The organism is Rufibacter sediminis, assembly GCF_014269285.1.
Taxonomy (GTDB): domain Bacteria; phylum Bacteroidota; class Bacteroidia; order Cytophagales; family Hymenobacteraceae; genus Nibribacter; species Nibribacter sediminis.
Genome location: NZ_JACOAF010000058.1, coordinates 93,316 through 108,906, shown reverse-complemented (window position 1 = coordinate 108,906; position 15,591 = coordinate 93,316). Strand labels below are relative to the sequence as shown.

At 53.2% G+C, this 15,591-nt stretch carries 9 protein-coding genes; 7 read left to right on the top strand and 2 right to left on the bottom strand.

The window, feature by feature from the left end; all coding sequences use genetic code 11:
- Positions 1 to 4 precede the first annotated feature (4 nt).
- The 7 genes from H7U12_RS21200 to lysA all read left to right on the top strand — a co-directional run bounded on the left by H7U12_RS21200 (position 5) and on the right by lysA (position 12,554).
- On the top strand, positions 5 to 1,168 hold the full coding sequence (locus H7U12_RS21200; protein WP_186641927.1) for an aminotransferase class I/II-fold pyridoxal phosphate-dependent enzyme: 1,164 nt from the start codon (positions 5 to 7) through the stop codon (positions 1,166 to 1,168).
- Complete coding sequence (gene bioD, locus H7U12_RS21195) at positions 1,117 to 1,770, top strand: dethiobiotin synthase (protein WP_186641926.1); 654 nt, start codon at positions 1,117 to 1,119, stop codon at positions 1,768 to 1,770. The genes H7U12_RS21200 and bioD overlap by 52 nt, the downstream gene beginning before the upstream one ends.
- Entirely contained in the window at positions 1,760 to 3,052 is a 1,293-nt protein-coding gene (gene bioA / locus H7U12_RS21190) for an adenosylmethionine--8-amino-7-oxononanoate transaminase (protein ID WP_186641925.1), read from the top strand. Before bioD ends, bioA begins: the two co-directional genes overlap by 11 nt.
- 25 nt (positions 3,053 to 3,077) lie before the next feature.
- On the top strand, positions 3,078 to 4,307 hold the full coding sequence (locus H7U12_RS21185; protein ID WP_186641924.1) for a beta-ketoacyl synthase N-terminal-like domain-containing protein: 1,230 nt from the start codon (positions 3,078 to 3,080) through the stop codon (positions 4,305 to 4,307).
- A 393-nt stretch (positions 4,308 to 4,700) separates the two neighbouring features.
- A complete protein-coding gene (locus tag H7U12_RS21180; protein ID WP_186641923.1) occupies positions 4,701 to 9,965 on the top strand; it encodes a beta strand repeat-containing protein in 5,265 nt (1,754 codons plus the stop codon).
- A gap of 116 nt (positions 9,966 to 10,081) precedes the next feature.
- Entirely contained in the window at positions 10,082 to 11,416 is a 1,335-nt protein-coding gene (locus H7U12_RS21175; protein ID WP_186641922.1) for an aspartate kinase, read from the top strand.
- Entirely contained in the window at positions 11,409 to 12,554 is a 1,146-nt protein-coding gene (lysA, locus tag H7U12_RS21170; RefSeq protein WP_186641921.1) for a diaminopimelate decarboxylase, read from the top strand. Before H7U12_RS21175 ends, lysA begins: the two co-directional genes overlap by 8 nt.
- A 754-nt stretch (positions 12,555 to 13,308) precedes the next feature.
- Here the strand turns inward: lysA and H7U12_RS21165 are convergent.
- Together H7U12_RS21165 and metX are read right to left on the bottom strand one after the other, a co-directional pair.
- On the bottom strand, positions 13,309 to 14,556 hold the full coding sequence (locus H7U12_RS21165) for a homoserine dehydrogenase (protein WP_186641920.1): 1,248 nt from the start codon (positions 14,554 to 14,556) through the stop codon (positions 13,309 to 13,311).
- Positions 14,535 to 15,590, bottom strand: coding sequence for a homoserine O-acetyltransferase MetX (metX, locus tag H7U12_RS21160; RefSeq protein WP_186641919.1), 1,056 nt, complete (start codon positions 15,588 to 15,590; stop codon positions 14,535 to 14,537). Before metX ends, H7U12_RS21165 begins: the two co-directional genes overlap by 22 nt.
- Position 15,591 lies beyond the last annotated feature (1 nt).

Below are 15,591 nucleotides of genomic sequence, written 5' to 3'. Positions count from 1 at the left end.
AAGCATGAACGTTCCGGACCGCCTATTACGTCAACTGGAGAGCAGAACCCAGAAAGGCACCCTGCGCCAGTTGACGTCGCCGGCCCCCGGTTTGGTGGACTTCAGCTCCAACGATTACCTGGGTCTGGCCGCCTCAGAAGTGCTGGCCCACCGGATTGCCGCAGAACTGGGGAATCAACCCGCCCACGGCGCCACCGGCTCCCGGCTGTTAAGCGGTAATTCACGGTATGCCCAGGAACTGGAAGAAGAACTGGCCCAGTTTCATGGAGCTGAGGCTGCCTTGCTGTTCAATTCTGGGTACGCGGCCAACTGCGGCTTCTTCTCGGCGGTGCCCCAGCGCGGCGACACCATTTTCTATGACGAGGCCAGCCACGCGTCCATGAAGGAAGGAATTCGGCTTAGTTTCGCGCAAAGCTTCCCTTTTCGGCACAACGATGTGGAAGACCTCCGGAACAAGCTGAAACGCGCCCAAGGCGATGTGTACGTGGCCGTGGAGTCCTTGTATTCCATGGACGGGGATTTCGCTCCGTTGCCGGAATTGGTGGACCTCTGCCGGGAGCAAGGGTTGTATCTGGTGGTGGACGAGGCCCATTCCAACGGATTGTATGGAGAACGCGGCGAGGGCTTGGTTTCGGCGTTGAAGCTGGAGCAGCAGGTTTTTGCCCGCGTCATGACCTTCGGGAAAGCGATCGGCTGCCATGGGGCGGCTGTGGTTGGCCCGCAGGAGTTGCAGCAGTTCCTGCTCAATTTCAGTCGGCCGTTCATTTACACCACCGCATTGCCGCTGGCTTCGCTGACCGCCATCAGACAGGCTTACACTTTACTTCCCACCCTATCGGGAGAACGGAACCGGGTTCAGGAGCTCGCGCGCTATTACGGAGAACTCACCGCAGGCTTTCCTGTTTCGGGCTCCGTTTCCCCAAAAGAGGCCCAAAACGGAAGTCCCATCCAGGCCTGGCAACTGGCGCATCCGGTGGCTTTGCGGCGATTGGCGCAAGAGCTGCAAGCCGCCGGCTTTGACGTGCGGCCGGTGTTCAGCCCTACCGTGCCCGCGGGCAAAGAGCGCCTCCGCCTGGTGCTTCACGCCTACAACACACCCACGCAAGTACAAGAATTATGCAACCTGCTTTTCCAGCACACCCCAAAAGATATTTCGTTACCGGCATAGGCACGGATGTAGGCAAAACCATCGCCTCGGCGGTGCTCACCGAGGCTTTGCAGGCCGACTACTGGAAACCTGTCCAAGCCGGTAACCTGGAAGACTCAGACACCCACACCGTCCGGAGCCTTGTTTCCAACTCCTCCACGGTTTTCCACCCGGAGGCGTATCGCCTCCAGATGCCCGCTTCACCGCATACCGCCGCCGCTGCGGAAGGGATTGAATTATCCTTGAGCGAAGTGCAGCTGCCCTCCACTCAAAACCACCTCATTGTAGAGGGAGCCGGTGGCGTGATGGTGCCGCTGAACAACCAGGAACTGGTGCTGGACCTGATCCAGAAACTGAACCTGGAAGTGGTGCTGGTCTCCCGGAACTACCTGGGCAGCATCAACCATACCTTAATGGCCGTGGAGGTGCTCAGGAGCCGGAACATCCGCATCGCGGGCATTATCTTCAACGGAGAACCGAATGCTTCCTCAGAGGAATTCATCCTGCGGTACACGCAACTGACGCCTTTCCCGGCCATCGGTCAGGAAGAACGGTTTGACCAATCTACCATCTCGGGCTACGCCCAACGCTACCGAAATTACTTTGCAACCCATGAACAATAGCCTTTCCGCCCGCGACCAACAGGTCAACTGGCACCCTTACACCCAGATGCAAACCGCTCCCCCGCCCATCGGGATTATGCGGGGCGAAGGTGCGGTCCTTTATGCCGAGGACGGTCGGGAATACATTGACGCGGTGTCTTCCTGGTGGGTGAACATTCACGGGCACGCGCATCCGCACATCGCGGAGCGGGTAAGCCAGCAGTTGAAGACGCTGGAACACGTTATTTTCGCGGGGTTCACCCATGCCCCGGCGGTGGAGCTCTCGGAGCGCTTACTTGCCTTGTTGCCGCAGAACCAAGCCAAGGTGTTCTACACCGACAACGGTTCTACGGCGGTGGAGGTGGCCCTGAAAATGGCCCTCCAGTACTGGTACAACCAAGGCGTTCCCAGAACCAAGATCATCGCGTTTGAAGGCAGCTACCACGGCGATACCTTCGGGGCGATGTCGGTGAGCGAGCGGTCCATTTTCACGCGTCCCTTTCAGCAGTATTTGTTTGACGTGGAGTTTCTGCCCGTTCCGGTGCCCGGCCACGAAGAACAGACCATCGCACAACTGGAAAAACTGCTTCAGCAGGACGACATGGCCGCCTTCATCTTTGAGCCGCTGGTACTGGGTACCGCCGGCATGGTCATGTACTCGCCGGAGGTACTGGATAAACTGATGGCGCTTTGCCGTTCCAAGGGAGTTCTGGTGATTGCGGATGAAGTAATGACCGGCTTCGGGAGAACGGGCAAACGGTTCGCCTGTGACCATGTCTCCCAACAGCCCGACCTGATGTGTTTCTCTAAAGGCATTACCGGCGGCACCATGGCCCTGGGCGTAACCACCGCTTCCCAGGCCATCTATGTCTCCTTTCTGAGCGACGATAAAACCAAGGCGCTTTTCCACGGCCACTCCTACACGGCCAATCCGGTGGCCTGCGCCGCTGCATTGGCCAGTCTGGACCTGGTGGAGAAAAATGCGTTTTTGGAGGACCTGGAGCGAATCAGCACGTCTCATGCAGCCTTTGCCCAAAGCCTTTCGGGAAAAAGCGGGATTAAGCAGATCCGGCAAACCGGAACCATTCTGGCCATTGAGTTTGAGGTGGGCCATACCACCTATTTCCATTCGCTCAGAGACCAACTGTACAACTTAGCCCTGGAGAACGGAGTTTTGCTGCGTCCTTTGGGCAATATTGTGTACGTGTTGCCGCCGTACTGCATCAGTGCAGCGCAACTGGAGCGGGTGTATGGGGTGATTGAACAGATGCGCCTTTTGGTAGGACAGGAGTTTCAAGCTTAATTTTGGGAAAACACCCAGAAAACAGATGAACAGCGGAAAAGAGCAGGAGTGGATTGTCATCCGGGGAATAGGATCGGTATCGGGCTTGGGGGGAACCCCCCAGGAAGTCCGTGCTTCCTATTTTTCGGGCAAAACCGCCTTCTCTACATTGCCTGCCTTGGGGACGGATACGCCGGTGGCGCCGCTCTCCCCTTCCGCCGAGGCACTTCTGCAAATGCTGTTGCAGGAAAACCCCACCTACACTACCCTAGACCGATCTGTTCAACTGGCTATTCTGGCGGCTCGGCAAGCAGTCCAACAAGCCGGCTGGACTGGAGAAAACGAAACTCCGCTGGGAATCAACATCGGGTCCTCCCGGGGAGCGACCGGATTATTTGAGCAGTTTTATGCCGATTTTCTGAAAAACCCCGAAAAACGACTTTCGCCTAGCGTCTCGCCCAGCACCACGCTGGGGAACGTGGCCAGCTGGGTGGCCAACGATCTGCAAGCCACCGGGCCGCTCATCAGCCACTCAGTGACGTGCAGCACCGCCCTGCAAGCCTTCGCCAACGGCGTGGCCTGGCTGAAGGCGGGCATGGCGAAGCGTTTTCTGGTGGGCGGCACCGAGGCCCCGCTCACACTCTTCACCATCGCCCAGATGAAATCCATCGGCATTTATTCTAAACATGCCGTTAATGATACTCCTTGCCGACCACTGAATCAAGAGAGCAACACCTTCGTTCTGGGGGAAGGGGCCGCCGTTTTCGCGCTGGAAAGAATGACTCGGGCAGAAATAGAACAACTTGGTTTAAAAGAGACTATAGTAGTAGAAGCAGTGGGCATGGGCTATGAGCGAAGTCCCTCCAAAACCGGTATCTCCAAAGAAGGCGGTCACTTTCAACTAGCTATGCGCGATGCGTTGTCTCAGGCCAAACTTCCCGCTTCTGACATTGATGCCATTGTGGTACATGCCCCGGGCACCAAAGCCGGGGATGCCGCGGAACTACAAGCGATCCAGCATGTATTTGACCTTTCTCCGGTGCCTTCTCTCTACACGAACAAAAATCTGATTGGGCATACCCTGGGAGCTTCCGGAGCATTGTCGGCTGAGCTGGCTTATTACCTCTTGGAGAACTCGGGCGCTACTTCTTTGCCTTATCCTTCTTCTTTCTCTCTCCCTTCTGACATGTTTTCTTTCCCCAGCCGAGTTCTAATCAATGCCGCTGGTTTCGGAGGAAATGCCGCTTGCCTTTTGATGGCCAGAATCTGCTTTTAAGAGAGTATAATTCGGTTTTATAGGACTTTATGCTTTTCACTTCCAATCTCCTTCCGCAACCTTCACAATCCATTCTTCTAAAAATAAAACTATTTAGAAAAATCATCGTTTCCTGTTAAAAGTCCATTTTAAGGGTAAATTCTTAAAATTATGCCTAAAATGATACAGGAATTCAAGATTAGAATTGAATATTCTATTGATAGCTCATCTATAACGTCTTCCACTAACTTACTAAATATAATTAATATTAGATAAAGACAATAGATCTTTATCTAATGACCCGCTTCTAACCTCTTTCTCAAATATATCCTCCACCCCAAATTTGTTAGAATGCAATCAACCTCTACCCTCCTAAAACAAAGGAAAAACAGAAAAATTTTATGTTTACTAATTTTGCTTTCTTTTGTTATTCCTGAATGGGCACAGGCTCAAACCCCAGGCCTGATTTTTCAACCTGCCACCGGAAACGGAAGAAATGTACTGGACCCCAACCTGGACAATTATGTTTCCAAGGCTAACACGGGCTACGCAGGAACAACTGACATTGGGGCGGCAGCAAACGAAATCGCTTACCGGCTGCTGCCGCAGTTAGGGTCTGAACCTCTGAATGACCTAGTGACAGGTTCTGGAGGGGGACACACCGATTTGGCTCCCAATCCATTGTACATGGCCTTCAACGGAACCCAGGTGTTGTTCAGGGTTCGGTTGGGAGGCAACTCATCGGCTTCAAAGGGATACAGCTTCTTGATAGATTCAGACGGAGTTTTCAACAAGCAGCAACTTTCTAACGGCACCCTGATAGATTACTCTACCCCATCAAAGGTGAAGAACCTTGGCTTTGAGTATGAGGTAGTGCTAGCCCTTAACTTTGATGTAGTGGTTTACCGCCACCGGGGAAGCGGGAATGATTCTGACCCTTTTACCAGTAACGTCATCTGGCGGGGCAGTGCCAATGGCGGTTACAGCCAGTATTTTCAGAAGGCCATTGCCGCTTCTACAGCCGGTGGCAACACCGACTATTTCTTCGATTTTTATGTACCACTTTCCGCATTCAGAGGTGACGGAGGGATTGGCATCAGTCCCGACACTCCGTTGCGCGTCACCGGCTCTACGGTAACCAGCGCCCAAACCGGCCTGGAGGGTACCATCTCAGATGTGGGCGGCATTGATGACAGAACTTACGCCAATGATAAGTTTGCCATCTGGCGGAATTTGATACCGGTTTTCCCGTCTACTTCGTTAAACCAAATCCAGGCCGGTGAATTCTGCCAGACAGCGGCGCCGGCTGCTCCTGTAATTACTACCAGTCCCGCTATCAGAGTAGGAACCACCACCATCACAGGAACATCAACCGAAAACGGCGGTACCATCACCTTGTTCCGGAATGGATCTCAAGTAGTAGCAGCGTCTCCGGTGATAGTGGCAAATGGAGCATTCTCCTTTCCATTGCCAAGTGGGACCACGTTGGCGGCCGGCGATATCTTAACGGTGCGAGTCACCCGCGCCGCTTCCGGGAACTGTGCCGCAAGCACTTCAGTATCCTCAAACTCAGTAACCGTGACCAATGTGGTGAGAGGGGAATGTACAGCCATAGCCCCTTCTGAATTGTCATTAAGTAACGGTTCCAAATCACTTGATATCATCACGAACTATTCAGGCCTGACCACACAAACCCTTAAAGTGTATAGAGATGGTAATTTGATGTCTGGGACAGTAGTGGCCAAAACAACAGGCGGCACCACCTATACTTTCACGCCTTCTACTACCACCAACCAATTTGCCTTCGCTTACGACAACACGCAAGCGACCAGCTATGGAACGTTAACGGCCTCCGTACTACAGAATGGCTGTGAATCCCCAAGGTCTGCCAGTTATTACCTGAATGGAAATTCACTTAGCACAACTCCAAACACGAACACAACTGCCACTCCCACTATCACCAGTACTCCTATTTGCACAAATAATTCAACTCTAACCGGAACGGCTGAGCCTAATTCGTTGATCTACCTTTTTATAGACAACGAACCTGCCTTACAATCAGCTGATGGCAGTATTGTAGCCTCTGCCACCGCTTCCGCGGCAACCACCACCGGTGGAACCGGAACCTGGTCTATTGATTTACGAAATTTTGCGATCAAAACAGGGGAAACTCTGACGGTGAAAGCAAAGGCCCCGGGAGGTCCCTCCACTACCAATCCTTACAAAGGATTATCGGCCAATTCAGCCGGGGTTGCCATGGGAGCGAACTGTACGACCCCGGCCCCTACGATTACTTCTACTACTCCTTGCCCAACGGTCACCAACATTACTGGTACCTTCGCCTCTGGGGCCACAGTTTTAAGCGGCACTACTGTCACAGTATACCGTCAGACAGGCAGCACGCCTGATTTAACGAAGGACACCCGGATCACTGAAGTGGCAACTGTCACCGGTACTACCTGGACAGCTCCTTTGCTAGGCAACGCCAATTTAGCTCCTGGAAATACGCTATACGCCGTTGCTACCGGTCCTGCAGGCAGAACCACCAGTTCGCCTTCTACAGCCACTCAAGTAACCAGTAATTCCCCTGCTTCCTCCTATGGTCTTGTACTCACCTCTCCTATCAAAGAAAGGGCGACGGTGATCACAGGCACTAGCACCACCAATGGAACCGTGAATCTGTACATTGATGGCCAAAGAATAGCCGGCACCGCTACAGTTACCGGAGCCTCCACGTCAACTCCGGTAACGTGGTCAATTGCCATCAGCTCAGTCAACCAAGCCAATCTTGGAACGGGTACAACGGTGACTGCTTCCATCTCCCCAGCCACTGCTCCTGCGGGCGGAAACACCTGTGAAAGTCTGCAGACTTCCGCTGTCTTGGTAAGCTGTGTGCCCCCCTCCACTACTCCTACCCTGGCTCCGGCGGCTCAAACTGTCTGCAATAACAGTGCGGCGGTACTCACAGTAAATAATTCAGAAAACGGAGTTATTTACCAAATCTATAATGGAACGGAGGCCAGTGGTCCTGCTATGGTGGGCAATGGAGGGTCTATAACGCTTCTTTCGGCCAATCTTACCGCTGCCACTGTTTTAACGGTGAGAGCTTTCCAAGTAGGTGCTCCTGATTGCCAGGCTACCCTGAACGGCAGCACCGCCATCACGATTGCCCCGCCGCCCACTGCCTTTGCCATATCTCCATTGTCAGCTTCGGTTTGTAACGGGGCAAGCGCATCGGTCACCTTAGCGGGCTCGGAAGAAGATGTCACTTACCAGATACAGCTGTTGAATGCAGCAACCGGAACTTACACCAATACCGGAAATGCCGTGCCTGGAACAGGAGGCGCTCTTACCATGACTACCAGCACCCTTACCGCAAGCGGCACTTTCAGAGTGGTAGGTATACGAAACGGATGCACCACAGAGATGGGCAACACGTTTGCGGTAACCGTTCCCTCTAGTGCATTAACCATTGTTCCATCGGTACAATCGGTTTGTGCTGGAAGTACAGCAACTGTGACAATCCAGAATTCCGGTAACGGAATTTCGTATCAATTGCAGAGATTTGATGGATCTAATTACGTCAATTCAGGGTCACCAGTAACTGGTTCGGGTACTAGCATCTCGCTCACAACCGCTGCTCTTTCCGTTGCCGGCGCGAATACGTTCAGGGTTTGGGCCACCTCCGGGCAATGTGCTCCCTTTGCGCTTACGCAACAAGTAACCGTGAATGTAACCTCGGGCCCGCCCACGGCCTTTACTGTAACACCTGCCACCCTCTCGGTCTGCAGTGGACAAGTCGCAACCTTAAGTCTTTCGGGATCACAGGTGGGCGTATCTTACCAGCTCTACTCCGGTTCAACTCCTGTGGGCAGCATAGTGCAAGGAACGGGTAATGCCTTAACCCTTTCCTCCGGCGCGATCACTACGGGCGGAACTTACACGGTAAGAGCCACCAACAGCTGTGGAACTCAGGTAACCATGGGGAACACGGCGGTCACCGTAAACCCAATCCCAACGGCTTTTGCCCTTACTCCCACTACCCAGTCCCTCTGCAACAACACGGCTGCCTCAATTGTTGTGTCCGGGTCTCAGACCAATGTGACGTACCGAATTCAGGTGTATGACCCAGCAACGGGCACATATAATGATTCAGGCACAGGCATTACCGGAACTGGTAGCGCCATCACCTTAACCTCTGGTTTGTTAACCACCAGTGCCAACCTAAAAGTTGTAGCGACTAATAGCAACGGATGCTCCGCAGACATGAGCAACCGGGTCTTTGTGGCGGTTCCTACCAGCAGCTTAACGGTGGCGGCCATCACGCCAACGGTTTGCGCCGGAAGCCCGGGCCAGGTGCGGGTAGTGGCTTCTGAAACAGAGGTGTTCTACCAGCTCTATGTGGGTTCTACCGCCGTGGGAACATCCGTAGAAGGGACTGGAGGCGACATCATCCTGACCTCTTCGGCCATCACCTCCACCACCAGCTTCACGGTAAGAGCCACGCCTTCTAACCCCGCCGGGTGTACTGCTTTCCAGGTGGGGAGTCCGGTGACCGTGAATGTTTCTGCGCCCATTAATCAACCCACCACTCTTGCCTCTGCTACCGCTGTCTGCAGTGGTTCTACGGGTAGCATCACCTTAGCTACTTCACAGCAAGGGATAACGTACCAGATGTACAACGGAACTGTTCCAACGGGTTTTGGGGTAACCGGTACTGGCGGAGCCATCACGCTCACCTCAGATGCGCTTTCGTCTAATGCGAACCTGCAGGTGTTTGCCATCAGCTCCGGCTGCTCCAATACTCCCATGGGTGCTGCCTACCCCATCACCGTTACTACCCTTCCTACCCAGTACTCTTTTGAGAACACGCAGAAGATCATTAGTTCTGGGGGAACAGTCACAATTGAGTTACTGACCACTCAGAACGGTGTAGACTATCAGATATACAATGGAAGCACCCCCACGGGTAACCGCGTCCGCGGAAATGGTACCGGTATTGTTCTGACTTCGGGACCATTATCGTCACCAGCTACGCTGACGGTACAGGCACTTGGCACCGGAGGCTGCAGCAATATCACCATGAGAGGATTCTCTGCAGTGACCATTGATGCCGCTCCGCTTCCAGTTACCCTCACCAGTTTCACCGCTATTGCCACCGGCAATGGGGTACAACTAGATTGGACCACTGCCTCTGAGAAAGACAATGACTACTTTTTTGTAGAGCGCAGCCACAATGGAAAGGAGTTCGTGCAATTGAACCAAGTGAAAGGAAACGGCACCAGTACTGTGACCCAAACCTATACGTTTACCGATGCTGCTGCCCCGGCCGGTACCGTGTACTACCGCCTGAAACAGGTGGATGTGGACGGCAACTCAGAATACAGCAAAGTGATCTCGGTACAGACCTCAGGCTCCAAGGCAGGGGCGCAGGTAACTGTGGCTCCGAACCCGTTCATCAAAGACCTTACCGTTACGGTAAACAGCGCAGAGGATAGAACGGTTATACTGGAGCTGTATGATGTAAACCAAAAGCTGATCATAAAAGAGACTGCCCAGGTTTCAGCCGGAAAAGCCACCATTACCAAAGACTTATCTACCGTTGCCAATGGTATTTACTTCCTGAGGGTTACCGGTGCGTCACTTTCTGAGGTAATCAGGGTGGTGAAGAAAGACTGATTAGTTGCCATCTACATCAAATCCCCGCTTTCTGCTTTGTAAAAAGGCAGAAGGTGGGGATTTGTCTTTAATAATCCCTATTCCGTTTGTAAATTCGCAGGCTTTATTTAAGATCTATGAAAATCATGAAATTTGGGGGCACCTCCGTAGGCTCTGCGGAGCGGATGGGTGCCGTCTCACAACTGCTTCCCACCCAGGAGCCCGTGATTGTGGTGTTATCGGCGATGTCCGGCACTACAAACCACCTGGTGCAGATTGGGCAGCAACTGGCCCAGGGCAATGGAGCCCAGGCAGAATCTCTCACAGCACAACTAGAGCAACACTATAAACAGGTGATTGCCGACTTATATAAACAGGAAGCATCAAAGGACAAAGGAAAACAGGTAGTACAGACGGTATTCGCAGATATCAGAGCCTGCTTTGAGCGGGCTTTCTCCCCGGCATTAGAAAAGATGATCTTAGCCCAGGGCGAACTGCTGTCTACGCAGCTTTTCCAGATTTTCCAGGAAGAGAACGGCATTCCTTCGGTGCTGTTGCCGGCCTTGGAGTTCATGAAAATCACGCCAGACGAAGAGCCCGACCAGGCCTTCATCCGCGAAAATCTGAGAAAGCAACTGGAGAAATACCCAGACAACCAGCTGTTCATCACGCAGGGCTACATTTGCCGCAACGCCAAAAATGAAGTAGATAACCTGAAACGCGGGGGCAGCGACTATACGGCTTCCATTGTAGGGGCGGCGGTGAAGGCTTCTGAGATCCAGATCTGGACCGATATTGACGGCATGCACAACAACGATCCGCGCATCGTGAAGAACACCTACCCTATTGCGGAGCTTTCGTTTGACGAGGCGGCTGAGTTGGCGTACTTCGGGGCGAAGATCCTGCACCCGTCCAGTATTCTGCCGGCCCAGCAGCACAACATTCCCGTGCGTCTCTTGAACACCATGCAACCTGAGGCGCAGGGCACAACTATTTCCTCTAAGAAAACTGGGAATAAGATCAAGGCGGTGGCGGCCAAAGACGGCATCATCGCCATCAAAATCAAATCCAGCCGCATGTTGCTGGCCTACGGGTTCCTGCGCAGCGTTTTTGAGGTATTTGAACGGTTCAAGACGCCCATTGACATGATCACCACGTCTGAGGTAGCCGTTTCGCTCACCATTGACAACGCCACCCATCTACCCGAGATCACGGAGGCGCTGCAGCGTTTCGGATCGGTGGAGATCGACTCAGATTTGACCATTGTCTGCGTGGTAGGTGACTTCATGGAAGACAAACCGGGCGCGGCCCTGAAAGTGGTGCAGTCGTTGGGGCATATTCCGCTGCGGATGATCTCCTACGGCGGAAGCAAAAACAACATCAGCTTCCTGGTGAATACCGTCCATAAAGAAGATGCGCTGGTATCCATCAACGAAGGCGTTTTCCAGGAAAGAGAGGAAGCAAATGCTTAAAGAACACCTTCAGACGTTCTCTCAGCAGCCCACTCCATTCTACGTCTACGATCTGCCGCTTCTGCGCCAAACGCTGGATTTAGCCCAGGCCGAGGCGGCCAAGTACGACTACCACGTGCACTACGCGCTCAAGGCGAACGCCAACGCCCCTATTCTGGCCGAAGTGCTGGAACGGGGTTTCGGGGCCGACTGCGTGAGCGGAAACGAGGTACGCCGCGCGCTGGAGGCCGGTTTTGCAGCGGATCAGATTGTGTTTGCCGGCGTGGGAAAAGCGGATGCTGAGATCAATTTCGCCCTGAATGCGAACATCTTCTGCTTCAACTCAGAGTCGGTGCAGGAACTGGAGGTCATCCAGGAACTGGCGTCCGCGAAGGGGAAAGTAGCGCAAATCGCCCTCCGGATCAACCCCAACGTGGATGCGTACACTCACAAGCACATCACCACCGGGCTGGAAGAGAACAAGTTCGGAATCAACCTCTGGGAACTCGAAGAACTAGTGCCCCGGTTTGCGGAATGGCCCAACCTTAAACTGATCGGTTTGCACTTCCACATCGGCTCCCAGATCACTGATTTACGGGCGTTCGAAAACCTGTGCGTGCGGGTGAACGAAATCCAACGCTGGTTTGAGGAACGCGGCCTGACTTTTTCGCACCTGAACGTGGGCGGCGGTCTCGGCGTGGATTACCACACCCCGGAGGCAAATCCCATCGCCGATTTCACCGCTTACTTCGGTATCTTCCATCAATTGCTGGAGAAACGTCCCGGCCAGGTGGTCCATTTTGAATTAGGAAGAGCGTTGGTGGCTCCCAGCGGAAACCTCATCTCCAAGGTCCTGTACCTGAAACACGGCCAGAAAACGAACTTCGTGATTCTGGATGCCGGCATGACCGAACTGATGCGCCCCGCCCTGTACCAGGCGTACCATAAAATTGAGAACCTCACCAGCGATTTACCAGCCATGACATATGACGTGGTAGGCCCGATCTGTGAATCAACGGACTGCTTCTCCAAAGACGTGGAACTTCCCGAGACCAAACGCGGGGACCTAGTGGCCATCAGAACCGCCGGCGCTTACGGCGAGGTGATGGTTTCTGAGTACAACCTCCGGGATCGGGTGAAAGCCATTTATCTTTCCTAAGCTCCTCTAGCGTTAGAAAAGCTTATATCTTGAATCTCCGTTTTGGAGCTGTTTTTACAAAAGCAGCCCTAAAACGGAGACTCTTTTTTGTATCGCCTGATGACGCAATCACGCTCATTTTGCATGTTGAAGACGGAGATTATCCTGAGCTTTCTTCCAGGATCAGTAGCGATGAGAGAAGGAGAAAACTGTTTTAGGCCTGTTTTCTGGAAAACAGGCCTAAAACAGACAAGTTAGACCAACGGATGCGGGTCTTAAGGCACCGATAACTGTAAGCGGTAAAGCTGTGGGCATTGACGCTCGTAGGTCTTTCAGACACTACGAGGTCTTTTGAGCAAGCGGTATAGCGGTGGCAGCGAATAACTCCCCTCCTATTTTAGGAGGGGTGCCCGCAGGGCGGGGTGGTGAAACGGCCAGTTTTAGAAGACCAACAGTGCCGGTTTCGCTGCGCTGCAGCGAGGGTAGTCTGGAGACTACCCGGCATCCGTTGGCACGAGTCTGGAGACTCGCGCCAGTGTTAGGTGAATTTTGATGCAGATCATTTTTTTGTACAGGCAACGTGAATCGTAATTCTCTTTGGTTCTATAGTCTTATAGAAAAGCCGTTTTAGGGCCGATTTTCTCAAAACAGGCTCAAAACGAAAACACCCGGCTTTAAGCCAGGTGTCTGCGCAATTGAACGAACTAAATAAACAAGCTAACTCTTTGAGAGCGGAGTTTCCGCTTTAATATGGTGTAAAGAAATTTTCAATCAATCAAGATACTTGCTCCTGCACTTTCACTTTTCTGGCGTGGGCTCCCACGAAATCAGAGGACAGGGCCATGATGAAGGCACCGGCTTTTCTGATTTGCTCCTGCGTTTTGATCAGGTTCCCTAACGAAACCGAGCCGATAACACTGAAAGTATCGTTCTCTCGTTGCACGTTCTGGAGGTTGGTCAGTCCTAAGGCGGCTACCAGTTCCGGCTCACTGCTCCGCAAGTAAACCTCAAATTCGAAGTCCAGCGCGAGGGCCGGGGCATTGGTGGTTTTATGCAATTTCTTGTAACCGTAGGAATATCCCTGGCTGATAGAGACGATGTCTGAGAGGACTGCCGCCCCGGTGGGGTGACCGCCAGCTCCTCTTCCTTTGAACAGTTGCGGCCCGGCGTAGGTCCCCTGTACTACCACGCCGTTGAATTCCTGCTCCACCACAAACAAATCATCAGAGGCATCTACCAGGCTAGGCAATACCACCGGCACCAATTCGCCATCGGCGGTGAGGTGCACCGAGGCCACCATTTTGATGACGGCATCGTTTTGTTTCGCGTACGCGCAGTCCTGACCACTTAAGTGATCAATGCCGAAGAAAGCCACTTCCTCCGGGCCAATGGTTCTCCCGAAGGCATGGGCGGTTAAGATGCATAGCTTGTGGCGCGAATCGGCTCCGGCAACGTCTAACCAGGGGTCCAGCTCGGCAAAGCCCTTGTCCTGGGCCTCCTTCAGAGCCTCGGCGTAGCCTTTCTGCAGCTTGAAGATCTGGCTGAGGATGTAATTGGAAGAACCGTTCAAAATACCGTGCACCCGCTCCAGGGGATCGTTGGCGAAATACTCTTCCACGGTTCTGATGATGGGGATACCACCGGCCACCGCTGCTTCATAGAGCAATACGCCGCCAAACTCCTGCTGCAAGGCAAGTAGTTCAGGCAAGTGGAAGGCCACCAGTTTCTTGTTGGCCGTCACAACTTTTTTGCCGCGTCTGAGGGCTTCGGCTACAATCACATAGGCTTCCTCCGCATCACTGATGGCTTCCACCAGAATATCCAGGCTATCGTCCTGCAGCAGTTGGTGGAAATCATACGTGAAACTCTCGGTGGGCAATGGCCGCAGTTTTTTAGGGTCTTTCACGCAAATGCGCTCCACTTTGAAGGGAAGCGCCTCTTCGCGCGAAAGGATGTCATACAAGCCCTGACCTACGCAGCCAAACCCAAACAAACCGATTTTTAGAAGACGGTGGGAATCCATGTTTTTCTCTGTTGTTTATTCTGTAAAAAAGTATCCAGGAAGCGGCTCAATTGGTCCGTTTCCAGTAAGAAGCCGTCGTGTCCGGCCTCCGATTGAATCACTTGAAAGGTGGCATTGGGTAGATGCCGGGCCAGAAACCGCTGCTCGTTCAAGGGGAACAACTGATCGGTATCTACTCCTATAACTAAAGTCTCGGCCTGGACCTGACGCAAGGCTAGTTCCAGGTTCTCGCGGTCCCGGCCCACATGATGGCTGTCCATCATTTTGGTGAGATACCAGTACGAAAACGCATTGAACCGCTTGGCCAGCTTCTCACCCTGGTACTGCTGGTAGCTAGCCGCTCTATACACCCGCTTCAACGCCGCAGAAGTCTCTTTCTGGGACCGATTGTAGGCATTGTAGTTCCGGTAAGACAACAGCGCAATGGACCGGGCCGTTTTCATTCCCTGCAAGCCGGCATCGTCGGTGGCTAGTTGCCAGGTCACGTCCTGCTCAATGGCCATGCGCTGGCTCTCGTTCAACGCCACGGCCCATGGTGTTTGCCGGGCATTAGAGGCTACCAGAATTAATCGTCTGGTGACATCGGGGAATTCTACAGCCCACTCCAGGGCCTGCTGCCCACCAATAGAACCGCCAATCAAGACGTTGATCTGCTCTATCTCCAGATGTTCCCGCAGCGCATCAAATGACCGCACCACATCGCGGTTAGTGATAAGAGGGAAAGCATGGTAGTAAGGCTTGCCCGTGTCCGGGTTCAGGCTCAAAGGTCCGGTAGAGCCGTAGCAGCTTCCCAGTGAGTTGGCGCAGACAATGAAATGTTTGGCGGGGTCAAAGGTTTTTCCTTCCCCAAACAGGTCGCCCCACCAGTCTTTCACAAAAGCGTTGCCCGAAAAAGCGTGGCATACCCAGACCACATTACTGCGGTCTTCGTTCAGGGTGCCCCAGGTGGTATAGAAGAGCTGGAAGCCGGGCAGTGACTGCCCAGACTCCAACGTAAATTCATCATTATAACTAAATACGCGTCCTTTCAACATA